The sequence below is a fragment of the Nesterenkonia lacusekhoensis genome (assembly GCF_017876395.1).
GTDB classification, from domain to species: Bacteria; Actinomycetota; Actinomycetes; order Actinomycetales; family Micrococcaceae; genus Nesterenkonia; species Nesterenkonia lacusekhoensis.
The window spans coordinates 641,785-658,559 of record NZ_JAGINX010000001.1 but is presented as its reverse complement, the minus strand read 5'-3'; the positions used below and the strand labels follow the sequence as shown (position 1 = coordinate 658,559).

General features: G+C 68.4%; 14 protein-coding genes. 4 read left to right on the top strand and 10 right to left on the bottom strand.

All coding sequences use genetic code 11. The annotated features are described in order from the left end of the window. Positions 1-8: 8 nt before the first annotated feature. The 3 genes from JOF45_RS03135 (at position 9) to JOF45_RS03125 (ending at position 3,016) form a co-directional block, all read left to right on the top strand. Positions 9-1,865, top strand: a complete 1,857-nt coding sequence (locus tag JOF45_RS03135; protein WP_210047872.1) for a phospho-sugar mutase — start codon at positions 9-11, stop codon at positions 1,863-1,865. An 83-nt stretch (positions 1,866-1,948) separates the two neighbouring features. Continuing rightward, on the top strand, positions 1,949-2,668 hold the full coding sequence (gene deoC, locus JOF45_RS03130; RefSeq protein ID WP_210047870.1) for a deoxyribose-phosphate aldolase: 720 nt from the start codon (positions 1,949-1,951) through the stop codon (positions 2,666-2,668). Between the two features lie 18 nt (positions 2,669-2,686). After that, positions 2,687-3,016 carry a hypothetical protein gene (locus JOF45_RS03125; protein ID WP_210047869.1) on the top strand — a complete coding sequence of 110 codons (330 nt, stop codon included), beginning with the start codon at positions 2,687-2,689 and terminating at the stop codon, positions 3,014-3,016. An 89-nt stretch (positions 3,017-3,105) separates the two neighbouring features. Here JOF45_RS03125 and JOF45_RS03120 read toward each other — a convergent pair whose 3' ends face one another. From JOF45_RS03120 to JOF45_RS03095, 6 genes are all read right to left on the bottom strand, one after another. After that, on the bottom strand, positions 3,106-4,914 hold the full coding sequence (locus JOF45_RS03120; protein ID WP_210047868.1) for a dipeptide ABC transporter ATP-binding protein: 1,809 nt from the start codon (positions 4,912-4,914) through the stop codon (positions 3,106-3,108). Next, a complete protein-coding gene (locus JOF45_RS03115) occupies positions 4,911-5,738 on the bottom strand; it encodes an ABC transporter permease (protein ID WP_210047867.1) in 828 nt (275 codons plus the stop codon). The genes JOF45_RS03120 and JOF45_RS03115 overlap by 4 nt, the downstream gene beginning before the upstream one ends. Continuing rightward, positions 5,735-6,745: an ABC transporter permease gene (locus JOF45_RS03110; protein ID WP_425352348.1), complete on the bottom strand. Its 1,011-nt coding sequence runs from the start codon at positions 6,743-6,745 to the stop codon at positions 5,735-5,737. The genes JOF45_RS03115 and JOF45_RS03110 overlap by 4 nt, the downstream gene beginning before the upstream one ends. Further along, positions 6,742-8,259: an ABC transporter substrate-binding protein gene (locus JOF45_RS03105; RefSeq protein ID WP_210047866.1), complete on the bottom strand. Its 1,518-nt coding sequence runs from the start codon at positions 8,257-8,259 to the stop codon at positions 6,742-6,744. Before JOF45_RS03105 ends, JOF45_RS03110 begins: the two co-directional genes overlap by 4 nt. Before the next feature lie 47 nt (positions 8,260-8,306). After that, on the bottom strand, positions 8,307-11,942 hold the full coding sequence (mfd, locus tag JOF45_RS03100) for a transcription-repair coupling factor (protein WP_210047865.1): 3,636 nt from the start codon (positions 11,940-11,942) through the stop codon (positions 8,307-8,309). Between the two features lie 65 nt (positions 11,943-12,007). After that, entirely contained in the window at positions 12,008-13,156 is a 1,149-nt protein-coding gene (locus JOF45_RS03095; protein WP_245324340.1) for a calcium/sodium antiporter, read from the bottom strand. Positions 13,157-13,278: 122 nt separating this feature from the next. Here JOF45_RS03095 and JOF45_RS03090 point away from each other — a divergent pair, with 122 nt between their 5' ends. Next, positions 13,279-13,779, top strand: coding sequence for a DUF2505 domain-containing protein (locus JOF45_RS03090; protein ID WP_210047862.1), 501 nt, complete (start codon positions 13,279-13,281; stop codon positions 13,777-13,779). A gap of 104 nt (positions 13,780-13,883) precedes the next feature. Here JOF45_RS03090 and pth read toward each other — a convergent pair whose 3' ends face one another. The 4 genes from pth to JOF45_RS03070 form a co-directional block, all read right to left on the bottom strand. Continuing rightward, complete coding sequence (gene pth / locus JOF45_RS03085) at positions 13,884-14,483, bottom strand: aminoacyl-tRNA hydrolase (RefSeq protein WP_210047856.1); 600 nt, start codon at positions 14,481-14,483, stop codon at positions 13,884-13,886. A 103-nt stretch (positions 14,484-14,586) separates the two neighbouring features. Next, the gene (locus JOF45_RS03080; RefSeq protein WP_210047855.1) at positions 14,587-15,234 is read right to left on the bottom strand and encodes a 50S ribosomal protein L25/general stress protein Ctc; all 648 of its coding nucleotides are present in this window, start codon (positions 15,232-15,234) and stop codon (positions 14,587-14,589) included. Positions 15,235-15,404: 170 nt separating this feature from the next. Further along, complete coding sequence (locus tag JOF45_RS03075) at positions 15,405-16,406, bottom strand: ArsA family ATPase (protein ID WP_210047854.1); 1,002 nt, start codon at positions 16,404-16,406, stop codon at positions 15,405-15,407. Positions 16,407-16,513: 107 nt separating this feature from the next. Then, the gene (locus JOF45_RS03070; protein WP_210047853.1) at positions 16,514-16,741 is read right to left on the bottom strand and encodes a hypothetical protein; all 228 of its coding nucleotides are present in this window, start codon (positions 16,739-16,741) and stop codon (positions 16,514-16,516) included. Between the last annotated feature and the right edge of the window lie 34 nt (positions 16,742-16,775).

Below are 16,775 nucleotides of genomic sequence, written 5' to 3'. Positions count from 1 at the left end.
AGACTGAGTTGTCCGACGCCGCCCTGGTGAAGACCGTCCGCCGCTGGATCGAACTGGATCCGGATCCCTCCACCCGCAGCGTCCTGGAGGATCTGCTGCATCGAGCCGAATCCGGAGACGCCGAGGCTGAGGACCAGCTGCAGCGTCTCTTCTCCGGACGGCTGTCCTTCGGCACGGCGGGCCTGCGTGCCGAGCTGGGCGCAGGACCGCTGCGGATGAACCGCCTGGTGGTCCGCCAGACCGCAGCCGGGCTGCTGAAGTACGCCGAGCAGACGCTGGATGCCGCACGGCCGCAGGCGGACAACCCGCAGGATGTGAGCACTCCGGCGGCGCGCAGGATCGTCATCGGCTTCGACGCGCGCCACCAGTCCGATGAGTTCGCCGCAGAGACGGCACAGATCTTCTCCGACGCCGGCTGGGAGGTCCATCTCTTCGAGCGCCCAGGACCCACTCCCCTGCTGGCCCGTCAGGTGCTGGTCCAGGACGCCGAGGTGGGTGTGATGGTCACCGCCAGCCACAACCCGCCGCAGGACAACGGCTATAAGGTCTACCTGGGCGGAGAGCTCTCCCGGCACCTCGAGCCCGACGGGCTCGGCGTCGGGGCCCAGATCGTCGCTCCGGTGGACCAGGAGATCGCCGCAACGATCGCAGCGATCGTGGAGCAGGACTTCGCTGAGGATGCGCCGGCTCCGGCTGTGCAGCCTGCCTCTGAGGTCCCGGTGCCCGCCGGCGTCCAGCTCATCGACGACTCCGCCCGCGCCTCCTATGAGACTGAGGCCCTGGAGCTGCTGGATGCCGAACGCTTCCCCCACCGTGACCTGACCGTGGTCTACACCGCCATGCACGGCGTGGGCGGCGAGATGGTGACCAGCCTGCTCAAGGCCGCCGGCTTCACCACGGTGATCCCCGTGGCCGAGCAGTTCGAACCGGATCCGGACTTCCCCACCGCCGACTTCCCCAATCCGGAGGAGCCCGGAGCTCTGGACCTAGGACTGAAGGCCGCTGCTGAGCATGGGGCCGACCTGGTCCTGGCCAACGATCCCGACGCCGACCGGCTCTCCGCCTCCGTCTTCGACCCGCATGAGCAGCAGTGGCGCCAGCTCTCCGGCGATGAGATCGGCGCCCTGCTGGGCCGTCATCTGCTGGACCGGGGGCCGCTGCGTCCCCAGGCGGGCGCCGGAGCCGAGGGCTCCGCTGCTCCGGTGCTGGCCAACTCGGTGGTCTCCTCGCGGCTGCTGGAGCGGCTCTGCGCAGTCCGCGGTGTGGGCCATGCTGCCACTCTGACCGGCTTCAAGTGGCTGGCCCGCGTGGAGAACATGAGCTTCGGCTACGAGGAGGCCATCGGCTTCAACGTGGACCCGGTCAATGTGAAGGACAAGGACGGCGTCTCCGCCGCCCTGATCTTCGCCGAGCTGGCGGCGGATCTGAAGGCCCGGGGAACCGACGCAATCGAGGCCCTGGACGAGATCGCCGCGGAGGCCGGGGTCTTCCTCACCGGCCAGGTCACGGTGCGGGTCAACGACCTCTCCGAGCTGGGAGCGGTGACCGCCGCACTGCGTGAGGATCCGCCCGCCGAGATCGCCGGCTCCCCCGTCACCGAAGCTCTGGACCTCACCCGGGACCCGCTTCCCGGAGCCGAGCTCAGCGAGGCCACTAAGACCGATGCTCTGATCTACCTGACACAGGCCGGAGACCGGGTGATCGTGCGCCCCTCCGGCACCGAGCCCAAGGTCAAGTGCTACCTCGAGACGGTGGACGACACTGCCGGAGACGACGCCGACCGTGCCGCCATCGCACAGGCCCGCGGCCGCGCCGCCGAGCGGCTCGAGCAGCTGCGTGAGGCTATGACTGCTCTGCTGAGCTGAGGCGTGCTGAACTGCTGTTCTGAGCACGCCTCACTGTTCCAAGCCGCCCGTCGGCGGCCGCCACGCTTGAAGGAGACCCCACGATGACAGACACCCCCGTCCCCTCCCCCGCGGAGATGGCACCGCTGATCGACCACACCCTGCTCAAGCCCGACGCCGACGAGGCCGCCATCCGCGCGGTCGCGGCCGAGGCGCGCGAGCACGGCTTCGCCTCCGTCTGCGTGAACCCGCGCTGGGTCCCGCTGGTGGTCCATCTGCTGGAGGGTTCCGAGGTCAGGACCTGCACTGTGGTGGGCTTCCCGCTGGGCGCCTCCACTACGATGTCCAAAGTGGCCGAGACCGCTGAAGCTGCTGAGACCGGGGCCGAGGAGATCGACATGGTGGTCGACATCGCTCTGGCCAATGCCGGCAAGGAGGATGAGGTGGCCGCACAGATCGAGGCCATCGCCGGCGTCGCCCATGACCGCGGTGCGATCCTGAAGGTGATCCTGGAGACTGCTCTGCTGAGCGAGGAGGCCAAGGAGCTGGTCTGCCGGGCCGCAGAGACCGCAGGAGCGGACTTCGTGAAGACCTCCACCGGGTTCGCCGGCGGCGGTGCGACGGTCGAGGACATCGCTCTGATGCACCGTGTGGTGGGCGGCCGGCTGGGCATCAAAGCCTCCGGCGGAGTGCGCACCTATGAAGATGCCGCGGCCGTGGTGGCCGCGGGGGCAACGCGCATCGGGGCCAGCTCCTCTCTTGATATCGTAGGAGACAACAGCACCCGCGCTGGTCAGTCGGCCAGCAACGAATCTTCGTACTGAAAAAAGGGGATCCCCAGCATGATCAGCAACGGTAAGGTCGCCGCCTACTCCGGCCAGGGCCGCTTCCTGCAGAACTTCCTCGTCTTCCTCCTGGTCTTCGGCATGCTGATGGGCTCAGTGGTGGCACTGATGTTCTGGGATCTGGACTCGGTCTGGCTGCCCGGCCTGATCTTCCTGGGCCTCTACACCGGCACCTTCCTCGTGGCCAAGGAGCTGATCGGCCGGTCCGACTCCCTGGAGAAGCAGGATCTGCACGGCGAGCACGGCGAGCCCCTGGACGCCATGGAGTCCCGCGCCGCTGAGTCCAATGCCTCGATCCGCGAGCCCAAGGCCAGCGCCCAGCACTGAGCGCACACGCCTGAGCGGCAGATGCAGAAGGGGCGGGGAGCAGTTCTTCGGAACGCTCCCCGCCCCTTCTGCATGCGGCTGGGGGGGCCTTAGCCCGCCACGGGCGGGACAGAGTCCATCAGCGAGGCCGTATAGGAGTGCTGGGGCTCTGCGAACAGCGCCTCCGCCGGTCCGCATTCGACGATCCGGCCTTCCTGCATGACCGCCACGGTGTCGCAGGCGTGGCGGACCACGTGGAGGTCGTGGGAGACGAAGAGCATCGTCAGGTCGTAGTCCCGGACCAGGTCGTCGAGCAGGTTGAGCACCTGAGCGCGCACCGAGACGTCCAGGGCTGAGACCGCCTCATCGGCCACCAGGATCTTGGGCCGGGTGATCAGGGCTCGGGCGATGGCGATGCGCTGACGCTGCCCGCCGGAGAACTCATGCGGATAGCGCTCCGCGGCCGCACCGGGCAGCCCCACATCCTCCAGCATCGCCGTCACCCGGCTGCGCCGTTCCTCACGGGCGACTCCCCGCAGGGGCTCAGCCACCACGTCTCCGATCCGCATGCGTGGATCCAGTGACCCCATGGGATCCTGGAAGACGATCTGAGCGGTGTCCCGCAGCCAGCGCAGGTGCCGCTCCTTCCTCCCCAGGACCTCTTGGCCTCCCACGGTGACTGAGCCCGAGCCGTCCCCCTCGAGGCCGGTGAGCATCCGCAGCAGGGTGGACTTCCCACAGCCGGACTCCCCCACGATGCCGAAGCGCTGGCCGGCCCGCACGTCGAAGGAGACCCCGCGCAGCGCCTGGACCTGACGTCGGCCGCCGAGGGGTCCGGTGCGTCCATAGGTCCGGGTGAGATCCCGCGCGGCCAGCAGCGGGGCCTCATCGGTCTGGTTGAAGATCTGCGGCCGCGCCCCGGAGAGAGCCTCATGGGGACCGAGGGAGTGCCGGCGCCGTACAGGCTCCGGCACGGGTTCATGTCTCGGCGCAGATCCCGGTCCCGGTGCACGTCCCAGTTCCGGCACAGGATCCGACGCCGACCCCGACGCCGGCTGCTCCCCTGCCCCAGCGCCGATGGTCCTCAGCCGCCCGGTGCGCGGGTCGGTCTCCAGAGCAGAGGCCGCGAGCAGCCCACGCGTATACGGGTGCTGGGGCGCTCTGAAGACTTCCTCTGTGCTCCCGGATTCGACGATCTGACCCTCGCGCATGATCAGGACGCGATCGCAGAGAGAGGCCACCACGCCCAGATCATGGGTGACGAACAGCAGCGAGGATCCGGTCTGCCGCACCTGGTCGGCCATGATGTCGAGCACCTGGCGCTGCACTGTCACGTCCAGCGCGGTGGTGGGCTCGTCGGCCAGCAGCAGGTCAGGTCGGTTCGCCATGGCGAGGGCGAGCATGACGCGCTGACGCTGACCTCCCGAGAGCTCATGGGGATAGGCACGCGCTGCGCGGGCAGGTTCCGGGATGCGGACACTGTCCAGCAGCTCCAGGACCCTGTGATGCAGCTGCTCACCCGCACCGCCCCTATGGATGCGGATGGTCTCAGCGACCTGCTCACCGACCCGCATCAGTGGGTTCAGCGCCGTCATCGGCTCCTGGAAGACCATCGAGATCCGGGATCCGCGCACTGCGGCCAGACGGCGCTCCTGGGCTCCGATCAGCTCCCCCTCGCCCTCCAACCCCACCGACCCGGAGGCCTGCAGGTTCTCCGGCAGCAGCCCCATCGCGGCGAGCAGAGTCAGTGACTTCCCGGATCCGGACTCACCGATCAGGCCCACCCGTTCTCCTCGGCCGATCGTCAGGTCGACACCGTGGACCAGCCCCGTGCTGGAGGTGCCGATCCGCAGCCCGGAGATCTCCAGCAGGTCTGTGCTCGTTCGGCCCGCTGCGCTGCGCTCGTCGGCGTCGTTCATCGCCGCACCTCCATCCGCGGATCGAAGCGGTCCCGCAGGCCGTCGCCGAGCAGGTTGAAGCCCAGGATGGTCACCGCGATGGCCGCGCCTGGCCAGAGCACCAACATCGGCTGCACCTGCAGCAGTGACTGGCCCTCCTGCAGCATGCGTCCCCAGGAAGGAGTGGGCGGCGGCGTGCCCAGCCCCAGGAAGGACAGGGCCGCCTCGGCCAGCACCGCGAGGGCGAAGCCCACTGTGGCCTGGACGATCAGGATGCCGCGGATGTTGGGCAGCACGTGACGCAGCGCCAGGTAGAGCGGCCCGCGCCCTGCCGCGCGGGCGGCCAAGGCGAATTCTCGGCTGAGCACCTGCAGAGTCCCGGACCGGACCACGCGGGCCACCCCCGGCGAGGCTCCGATGCCCAGAGCCACCATCGCGGTGGCCGTGCTGCCGCCCCAGACCGCGGCCAGGATGATCGCCAGCAGCAGCGGCGGGAACGCCTGGACGATGTCGTTCCAGCGCATCATCCACAGTCCGGCACCGCGGTCGGTGATGGCGGCGGCGATCCCGAAGGGCACGCCGATGGCCAGAGAGATGAGCACCGCCGCCAGACCGACCAGCAGCGGAATCTGAGCCCCGGCCAAGAGCATCGAGGCGACATCGCGGCCCAATCCGTCGGTGCCCAGCCAGTGCTCCGGGCCAGGCCCTCGGAGACGGTCGGTGGCCGAAGTCGCCGTGGGGTCATACGGGGTCCAGACCAGAGAGAGCAGGGCCATGAGCACCACGATCCCCACCAGGATGCCCCCGAGGAGCAGAAGGCCTCCGCCGGCTCGCCGCTGGCTCATCGCGTGCTCCTCAGCCGCGGGTCGATGAGGGTGCGGGTGATGTCCACCAGCAGGTTCACCAGCAGCACCAGGACCACCACACACATCACGATCGCCTGGACCTGGATGAGATCCCGGTTGTCCACTGCGCGCATCAGCAGCGATCCCAGCCCGGGGATCACGAAGACCGTCTCGATCACCACGGCTCCGATCACCAGCGCCGAGAACTCCACGGAGGTCACCGTGACCACGGGGACCAGTGCGTTGCGCAGCCCGTGGCGCCGCAGCGCCGCCGCCGGCATCAGGCCCTTGGCCCGTGCGGTGCGCATGAAGTCCTCGCGCATCACCTCCAGCACGGCGGCTCGGGTGTAGCGCGAGAGGATGGCGCCCCGGACCAGCCCCAGAGCCAGAGCAGGCAGGGTCAACTGCCGCAGGAAGTCCCCGAATCCCTCCGCCGGGGCCGTCCAGCCGCCTGAGGGCAGCCACCCCAGGCCCACGGCGAAGATGCTGATCAGCAGCAGTCCGGCCAGGAAGTTCGGCACGGCGATGCCGACCTGACTGAGCGCCGAGAGCAGGGCGCCGTCGGGCCGGTTCTGCCGCACTGCTGCCAGCGTCCCCAGCGGCAGGGCGATCAGGACCGCGATCAGGATCCCAGCACCCACGAGGATCAGAGAGACCTGCAGCGCGTCGAAGACCTGAAGCGCCACCGGGGTGCGCGAGGAGTAGGAGGTCCCCATGTCTCCGGTGAGGAACCCGGTGATCCAGCCGAGGTACTGCACCGGAAGCGGCCGGTCCAGACCGTGCTCGGCGCGGAACTGCGCCACGTCGGCGTCGCTGGCGTTCATCCCCAGCTGCGCCCGCGCCACATCGCCGGGAAGCACGTTGAGCAGAGCGAAGACCACCAGAGAGGCAACCAGCACCGTCAGAACGAAGACGCCGATCCGGCGCAGCACGGCCACGGCCAGCACCCCGCCGGCCCCTCGACCTGCAGATCCCACAGCATCAGTGCTCACAGAGGCGGTGCTCACTGGTTGACGGTGATCTCGCTGAGGTCCATGCCCACGCCCAGGTCGTTCTGCGGCAGGCCGTCGACGCCCTCGCCGGAGATCACGATGTTGGGTGAGTTGTAGAGCCACACGCCCGGGGCGTCCTCGACCACCTGGTCGGCGGCCGCCTCCATGGCCTCGGCGTAGTCGGCGTCGTCGGTGGCGGCGCGGGCCTCGGAGAAGTGCTCAGAGGCCTCTGCGGAGTCATAGCCCCAGTAATAGTCCGGGTCGTCATAGCTGATCATGTTCCGCGGCTCCACATGGCTGACCACGGTGAGGTCGTAGTCCTGGTCGGTCATCGTCCGCTCCACCCAGACCGCCGGGAACTCCTGAGTCTCCAGCTCCACGCTGATCCCGATCTCACCCAGATCGTCCTGGACCACCTGAGCGATGGCCTCGGCATAGGGACGGTTGGGCACGGTGAACGTCAGGTTCAGATCCTCGACGCCGGCCTCCTCCAGCAGCTGCCGGGCGGCTGCGGGATCATGGGACCGCTCCTCGGAGTAGTCCGCGTAGTAGGGGTCGGTGGGGACGCTGGGGCCGCCCAGGACAGTGCCGTGACCGCTGGCGGCCGCCGCCAGGACAGCCTCCTTGTCGATGGCCAGCGATATGGCCTCGCGGACCTGCGGGTCGGAGAGCTGCGGGTGATCGTTGTTCATCGGCAGGACCACCACAGACTGGGTGTCTCCGATGGAGACCTCGAAGCGCTCGTCCCCTTCGAAGGATTCGACCTGATCATAGGCCTCGGCGCGCAGCACCGCGTCCACTCCGTCGGTGCGCAGGGCGTTGGCGGCCGCGGCGGCGTCCGAGTAGTAGACCAGCGAGGCCTCGGCCACGCCGGCGGGCTCTGCCCAGTAGTCCTCGTTGCGTGCCAGGTCCAGCTGGACGGCGTTCTCGTAGGACTCGAAGGTGAAGGGTCCGGTCCCGTTGGCCTCGGAGGCCAGGTCATCCACCGAGTCCGGGGCGAACATGGTCCCCAAGGGTCCGGCCAACCAGTAGAGCGCGTCGTAGTCGGGCTCAGAGAGGACCACGGTGGCCTCAGTCGGCGACTCCACCTCCACCGAGTCGATGGCTGCGAGATTGTCCGGAGTGTTCGCAGTCCATTCGTCGAGCCGCTCCAGGGAGAACTTCACGATCTCGGCGTCGAAGGGGGTTCCGTCGTGGAAGGTCACGTCGTCGCGCAGCGTGAAGGTGTATTCGGTGCCGTCCTCGCTGATCTCCCAGGACTCGGCGAGCAGCGGCTGCACCTCACCGTCATCGTCGAGCCGGACCAGGCCCTCGTAGACGTTGTAGAGCAGCGCCTCGAAGATGGCGGCACCACCGGTGGTGGTGTAGTCCAGATTGGCCGGCACGGCGGCCAGGCCGATGGAGACCGAGGCGTCCTGGGCCGGCCCGGCTGAGTCCGCACCGTCCTCCGATCCGGCCGAGCATGCGGTCAGACCCAACGCGCCCAGGGCGAGCGCGGCAGCCAGAGGATGCCGGTGCGGATTCCTCATGGTGTGTCCTTTCCGAGAGGGCTGGTGACGCAGGTAGCTGGCCATGCTCAGGCAGCCGGGAAGATCGCGTCGAAGACCTGCTTCAGCCACTCGAGCAGAGCGGCGTCGGTCAGATCCTCCCCTCCGATGCGGGCCGTCTGCGGCTTGGGGATCAGAACCTGCTTCATCGACTGCTTGATCTGCGAGCCAGGGTACATCCGGTCCAGGCGCATCTCACGGGACTCCGGCAGCTCCTCCACGGGGGCGAAGCGGATGAAGGTGCCCTGGGTGCCGATGTCGTGGATCCCGACGCCGCGGGCCCGGTTGCGCAGACGCGCCACCTCCACGAGGTTCTCCACCGGCTGGGGCAGCTCTCCGTAGCGGTCCTTCCACTCACCGACGACCTCATCGATCATTGCGTCCTCGTCTGCGGCGGCCAGCTTCCGATAGCCCTCCAGACGCAGCCTCTCGCCGGGCACATAGTCATGGGGCAGGTGAGCGTTGATCGGCAGCTCGATCTTGACCTCGGTGATGGTCTCCTCAGCATCGCCGCGGTAGTCGGAGACCGCCTCCCCCACCATACGCAGGTAGAGGTCGAACCCGACGCCGGCGATGTGGCCGGACTGCTCGCCGCCCAACAGGTTGCCCGCGCCGCGGATCTCCAGATCCTTCTGGGCCAGCTGCAGGCCAGCACCGAGCTCGTTGTTCGCCGCCACCGCTTTGAGCCGCTCCAGGGCGTCCTCCCCCAGCGGCTTCTCCGAGGGGTAGAGGAAGTAGGCGTAGGCGCGTTCGCGCGAGCGCCCCACACGACCGCGCAGCTGGTGCAGCTGGGAGAGCCCGTAGGTGGAGGCGCGGTCCACGATCAGGGTATTGGCGTTGGAGATGTCCAGGCCGGTCTCGATGATGGTGGTGGAGACCAACACGTCGAACTTCTTCTCCCAGAAGTCCTGGACGATCTGCTCCAGCCGGGCCTCGCCCATCTGACCGTGGGCGACCTCCACCCGGGCCTCGGGCACGAGCTCGCGGATGGTCGCGGCCATCCGGTCGATCGAGGAGACCCTGTTGTGGACGAAGAACACCTGGCCCTCACGCATGAGCTCACGGCGGATCGCCGCCGAGACCTGCTTATCGGTGTAGGGGCCCACATAGGTCAGCACCGGGTGCCGCTCCTCCGGCGGGGTGGCCAGCGTGGAGGTCTCCCGGATGCCCGCCATGGACATCTCCAGGGTGCGCGGGATGGGCGTGGCCGACATGGCCAGCACATCCACATTGGTGCGCATCTTCTTCAGCTGCTCCTTATGCTCGACGCCGAAGCGCTGCTCCTCGTCGATGATCACCAGGCCCAGGTCCTTGAACTGGACCTCCTGGGAGAGCAGCCGGTGCGTGCCGATGACCACGTCGATGCTGCCGTCCTTCAGCCCGGCCGAGACCTCACGGGACTCCTTGGCCGTCTGGAAGCGCGAGAGCGCACGGACGGTCACCGGGAATCCGGCGTAGCGCTCGGTGAAGGTCTCATAGTGCTGGGCGACCAACAGAGTGGTCGGGCACAGCACCGCCACCTGCTTGCCGTCCTGGACGGCTTTGAAGGCGGCTCGGATCGCGATCTCGGTCTTGCCGAAGCCGACGTCGCCGGAGACCAGCCGGTCCATGGGGATCTCCCGCTCCATGTCCTGCTTGACCTCGTCCATCGTGGTCAGCTGGTCCGGTGTCTCCACATAGGGGAAGGCGTCCTCCAGCTCGGACTGCCACGGCGTGTCCGCAGAGTAGGAATGCCCTCGGGAGGCCATGCGCGCGGCGTAGAGCCGGATGAGCTCGCCAGCGATCTCCCGGACTGCCTTCTTGGCCTTCTTCTTGGTCTGGGCCCAGTCGGATCCGCCCATCTTGGAGAGGCTGGGGGCGTCGCCTCCGACGTACTGGCTGACCTGATCCAGCTGATCGGTGGGGACCATGAGCCGGTCCTTGGGACCGTTGCGCTTGGAGGCCGCATATTCCAGCACCAGGTATTCGCGCACACCGGCGGTCCCCGCCTTGACCGCCTGCGGTGAGCCGACCTTGCGCTGGACCAGCTCGACGAACTGACCGATGCCGTGCTGCTCATGGACGACGTAGTCGCCCTTCTTCAGCGCCAGGGGATCCACGGCATTGCGACGACGCCGGGCCGGCACCTTCTTGCCCCGGGAGCTGTCCTGCCGGATGGAGCGGCCCAGCATCTCGGACTCGGTCAGCAGCGCCAGCTTCAGCGAATCCACGGCGAAGCCCTGGGAGAGGTTCGCGGTGGTGATGGTGATCTTCCCGGGCGCCGGGGCGGCGTCGAGGGTCTCCACCAGCTGATCCGGGACCCCGTAGTCCTGCAGCAGCTCGTGGACGCGCTGGGCGGAGCCGCCGCCGGCGGTGGTGACCACTACGGACCAGGAGTCCTTGGCCCGGCCCTCCAGAAACTCCATGACCTGCTCCACGCTGCCGCGATAGCCGATCGGTTCCCGCGATTCCACCGAGACGATGTCGGCGTCCTGCTCCAACGCGCCTCCGCCGTCGGTCTCCGGGTCCAGACCGAGCGAGGTGATGGACCACCAGCCGGCGCCGTGCTGCAGGGAGGCCTCACGGGTCTCGGCCAGGGAGGCGAAGGCACCCGCGGCGATGCCCTCCTTCTCCGCGGCGGAGACGTCCAGAGGTGCCGCACCTCCGTCGGGGGCCGCAGACCAGGCCGCCGCCAGGAACTCCTCGTTGGTGACCTCCAGGTCATGGGCGCGTCCGCGGGTGCGCTCAGGCTCCACCACCAGGGTCAGCGAACCCTCGGGGAGCTCCTGGACGAAGGGCACCATCTTCTCCACCAGCACCGGGGCCAGGGACTCCATGCCCTCGGCGGCGATGCCCTCGGAGATCTTGGTCAGCAGGTCCTGGGCGTGGGGCATCTGCGGGAGCAGCTCTTTCGCCCTGGCCTTCACCGCCTCAGTGATCAGCAGCTCGCGGCACGGGGCGGCGTCGAGGGTCGTGGGGTGCTCGGAGCCCTCCTCCACCTCGATGGAGCGCTGGTCGGCCACGGAGAACCAGCGCATCTGCTCAACCTCGTCGCCGAAGAACTCCACGCGCAGCGGATGCGGCTCAGTGGGCGGGAAGACGTCCAGGATGCCGCCGCGCACGGCGAACTCGCCGCGCCGGGTGACCATGTCCACCCGGGAGTAGGCGGCGTCGGAGAGGGCCTGGACCACCTCGTCGAAGTCGTGGTCCTCCCCCACGGCCAGGCGCACCGGGGCCAGTTCCCCCAGCCCGGCGACGAGGGGCTGGACCACTGCGCGCACCGGGGCGACCACCACGTCCAGGGCGCCCGCCTCCTCCGGGTGGGCCAGCTGGCGCAGCACGCCCAGACGCCGGCCCACTGTGTCCGAGCGCGGGGAGAGCCGCTCATGGGGCAGGGTCTCCCAGGAGGGGAAGTGGCCCACACGCGCCTGGGGCGCGTAGCACTCCAGAGAGGTGGCCAGATCATCGGCCTCACGGTCGGTGGCCGTCACGGCCAGGACCACACCGTGAGGGCTGTGGGAGCGGATGTTCTGGGCTATATCAGCGACCACAGCCGGGCGCAGACCCGAGGTCGCGGCGATCTGCAGCTCCTCAGTCCGTTCACCGGCCGCATGTGAGGCCGCTGAAGAGATCCTCGCGTAGGAGGAGTTCGCCGCCAGTGCCGTGCGCAGACCGGAGAGTGCCATAGGTGAAGGACGCCTCGTTCTTCGTCAGAGATTCGTCGGAGTTTTCGTCGGAACAGGTGGAAGGATCAGCTGGGAGAAGGATACTCGGAGCCCGGACTCTCACGCCGTCCACGGCGCAGGCCGAACTCATAGCCCAACAGTGCGATGACCCACAGCGCGGTGATCGGCAGGACGAACCACAGCATGGTCGCGCTGAACGGATCCAGAGCGGCGTGCTGGGAGGCCGCCAGGACCAGGTAGACCACGTAGGCCACGTAGAGGCCCACCAGCAGGAAACCCTCCCAGCGGGCGATGATCTGCCCGGTGAAGGCCAGCGGCAGCAGCACCAGTGCGGCCGCCACCATGACCGGCATGTCGAAGACGATGGCCGCGCGGTCCACCCCGATCCCCGCCGGGGAGACCACAGCGGTCAGGCCCAGCACCGCGCCGATGTTGAAGATGTTGGAGCCCACCAGGTTGCCCACGGCCATGTCACGCTCTCCGCGCAGGGCGGCGATCACACTGGTGGCCAGCTCCGGCAGGGAGGTGCCGATGGCCACGATGGTCAGGCCCACGATCAGCTCGCTGATCCCCAGGGCGGTGGCGATGTCGGTGGCCCCGGTGACCAGCATCTGAGCTCCGGCCACCAGCAGCCCGACGCCGAGGACGACCAGGACCAGGTCGGTGATCACCGAGCGCCGCTTCGTGGCGCGCAGCGTCTGCATGAGGCGGCCGCCGGCGTCGTCGTCGACTCCTTCGACCGTGATCTCCGGGTCCTTGCCTTCGGCCTGCTGGCGGCGGGCATAGGTGATGACGGCGACCAGATAGAGCAGCAGCAGCACCAGCAGGGCGACGCCGTCCAGAGTGCTGAGGCGTCCGTCGAGGGCCAGCAGCAGGGTGAGCAGGCACAGCCCGATCATCACCGGGATGTCGGCACGGATCAGCCGCTGGCGGACCATCAGCGCCCCGAAGACGGCGGTCAGGCCCAGCACGAACAGGATGTTGACGATGTTGCTGCCGACCACATTGCCCACGGCCAGGCCCGCTGATCCGCTCAGCGCGGCACCGGTGCTCACCGCCAGCTCGGGGGCGCTGGTGGCGAAGGAGACCACGGTCAGCCCGACGATCAGCGAGGACATCCCCACCGTCTTACCCAGGGAGGCGGCACCTCGGACCAGGGCCTCGCCGCCTCCTACCAGCAGCACGAACCCACCGATCAGCAGCAGCACACTCATCACGCTCACCAGCACGAGTCTACCGTCCCGCGCCGACTCTCCCCTGACCTGGGGCCACCGCGTAGGATGATCGCGTGCCCCGCACGTCGCACCGCCTGACCACCACAGATCGGAGAACTCCCGTGGCGCTTGAGAAAGAGACCGTGATCGCACACGAGGTCAGCGAGATCATCGCTGCCTACACCTCCAAGGACTTCCACGAGCACCTGGCCTCGAAGGTCGGTTCCGAGCTGCGCAGCTTCGAGGTGAAGGGAACCTCCGACGGCGGTTACGAGGTCGTCTCCCAGCAGGCCATGTCCGTCGACAGGCTGCCGGACATCGCGAAGAAGGTCGTCAAGGGCGAAGTCCTGGTGACGGTGGATGAGAAGTGGTCGCCGGCTGATCAGGGCGGATCGCGCCGCTCCGACATGTCGGTGAAGATCCAGGGCGCCCCGGTCAGCGCCGCGGCCTCCCAGAACCTGCATGCCCGCGACGGCGAGACCCTCTCCACGGTCCGCGGCGACATCACCGTGAAGATCCCGCTGATCGGCAATAAGGTGAAGTCTGCCGCCGAGCCGTATATGCGCAAGTTCGTGGAGCTGCAGGCCCGCGAAGTCTCCAAGTGGATCGAGAAGAACGGCTGATCCGACTCTTTCCCACGCCTGCTCCTCGAGCGGCACACGGGGGTGGACGGCGGTGCGCCGCAGCCACTCCTATGTGCCGCTCGAGGTGTGTCTGACGAGTCTCGCTAGGCGGCGTGGATCCTGTTCTGCGCCGCGGTGAGGCCCTCGAAGATGGTCAGCTCCACCGCATCGGCAGCCTGGGCGACGAAGCCGGGCAGCTCCTGCCGCTCTGTGGAGGAGAAGCGCTGGAGCACGTAGTCAGCCGTGTCCATGCGCCCCGGCGGACGGGAGATGCCGGCGCGAACCCGGATGTAATCCTTCTCCCCCTTCAGGTGCTGGGTGATGGACTTCAGCCCGTTGTGCCCGCCTTCCGAGCCGCCGCGCTTGATCTTGATGCGGCCGAAGTCGAGGTCGAGCTCATCGTGGACGACGATCAGATTCTCCGGGGACACCCCGAAGTAGTCCATGAGGCCGCGGGTAGGCTTGCCGGAGACGTTCATATAGCCCTCGGAGACGGCGAAGACGGCCTTGGGGCCTCCTGGGCTCAGCCGGGCGGCGACAGCCTGAGCGCCGACTTTGGTGCGGGTGTACTTCGCGTTCATCCGGCCCAGCAGCTCGTCGAGGACCATATGTCCGATGTTGTGCCGGGTGCCTTCGTACTTCGGTCCCGGGTTCCCCAGTCCCATGACCAGCCAGCTGCCCGTGGAGGATGTCTCAGTCGCCATAGCCTCAAGCCTATCGCCCGCAGACGCGACGAGACCCGGCGGCCGTGGAACGGCGCACCGGGTCTCGTCGAGCTCAGCGAGCGTCAGATTCAGCGGGTGAGGATCACTCCTCGGAGTCGCCCTCCTCGGAGGACTCCTCTGCTGCCTCGGACTCTTCGCCCGCGACTGCTGCCTCCTCAGTCTCCTCAGCGTCCTCGTCCTCGCCCAGGTCCTGCTCCTGCGGCTCGTAGATGGTGACGATCGGGGACTCCATGTCGTCCAGCTGCAGAGTGGCGCCGGCCGGGATCTGGAGGTGCTCGGGCAGAGCGTTCTCGTCGCGGTCGGTGATGTCGATGGTGACGTTCTCCGGCAGGGCGGTGGCGTCTGCCTCGACGGGCACGCTGACCTGGTCCAGCAGGTACTCGAAGCCGGCTGCGGGCTCACCGACGACCTCGACCGGGATGTCGACGACGACCTTCTCGCCCTTGCGCACGGCGAGCAGGTCGAGGTGGTCCACGGAGCGGTAGATGGCGTCGCGCTGGATGTCCTGCGGCAGGACCAGCTGCTCCTCACCCTCGATGTCCAGGGTGATCAGGGCGTTGGGGTTACGCACGGCCAGAGTGGTCTCGTGGTTCGGCAGCAGGATGTGGCGCGGCTCGTCTCCGTGGCCGTAGATGACGGCGGGGATGAGGCCGGCGCGGCGGGCCTTACGGGCTGCGCCCTTGCCGAATTCGGTGCGGTACTCCGCGGAGATGACGATCTTGTCGCTCATGATGTTCCTTCGTTGGTCGGGTTGATACCCCAGGGACCAGCGAGAAGTGAAGTCCAGGTCTGCCGCACAGAGTCTGCGTCAGGAAGGTCCTGGTTTTCGCCTCGTCGATCACGGAGCTGCCGGGGGTCTCTTGAGATCCCGGCGCTCCCTCGCCTGGGCACAGCTGATCACTATACCAGGTGATCGGCCAGCTCCCCCAGAGCGACCTCCCCCACCAGATCCCCGCCCAGCAGCGGGAGGGTGTCCACCGCAAGGCCGGGCAGTCGCTCGCGCAGAGTGGCCAGATGCTTCAGCTCCTGGTCACGCCGGGAGGCGAGGAACTCGCCCTGATCCGCCGGTGAGATCCGATTGACCACACAGCCGCCGACGTCGACGCCGCTGCCGGTCAGCTGGGCGTGCAGCTCCACCGACTCCAGAACCGGGAGGCGCTCGGGGGTCAGCACGATCACAAAGCTGCAGCGGCGGGCATCGGTGAGCACGGCGCGCAGGCCTTCGAAGCGATTCCTCCGCCGGGTCAGGATCTGCCGGATCCGGCGGTCGCGGTTGGTCCCGGTGCTGGACTCCGGGTCGTCATCGCCGTCCAGCGCCCGCACGGCGGCGCCGAAGCGCTCGGCCTTGCTGCGCCGATTCAGCAGTCCCTCGGTCCATGCGGTCATCGTCTCCGGAAGCGCCATCAGCCGGGCGGTGTGACCCGAGGGTGCGGTGTCGAAGACCACCAGGTCGTAGGTGTCCAGCGCTGTCTCCAGCAGCAGCGCGATCCGCTCCAGCAGAGCCGACTCATGGGTGCCGGGAGACTGGGCGGCCAGGGCCAGGTGTTGGTCCACCTGGCGGTGCAGATGCTCCGGCATGAAGTCGCGCAGGCTGCGGCCCACCTCCTCGAGGTGAGTGCCGATGGTGGCCTGGGGGTCGATCTCCACACCGTCGAGCCGACCAACAGTTCCGGCATCAGGTGCAGCGCCGGCGTCGGGCTGCCAGAGGGTGACCGTCTGGTCACCCACCGCGCGCTCCCAGAGGTGGCCCAGATTATGGGCGGGATCGGTGGAGACCACCAGCACCGTCCGGCCCTGCCGGGCCTGGTGCAGCGCCGCGGCGGAGGCGGTGGCCGTCTTCCCGACGCCGCCCTTGCCACCGATGAACAGCACTCTGCGGCTGGCGGTCAGGTCGAGCAGCATCTTCGCAGCCTCCAGGGACGACGGCGGACGGGTCAGACCGAGTATAGGTGCCGCTGTGGAGGCCCCACTGGCCCGCCCGCCGGAGCTGGCTCAGCCAGCCAGGCGACTCAGGTCCGGGTGCCGTCCACCACGGGGACCTCCAGGCGCTGCCGGATCTCCTCCACGCTGAGCCCGTAGGCCTCACGCAGCACCACCTGGGGCTGGTCCTGCCCGCCGTCGATCAGGAAGACCCCATGGTCGGTGTAGACCCGGGTGACGCACCCCAGGCCGGTGGCCAGATAGCTCAGCTCAGGCACGATCTTGGGCCTGCCGTCCTTGGCGAAGAGGCTCATCATCACAAAGACGTCCTTGGCGCCGATGGCCAGGTCC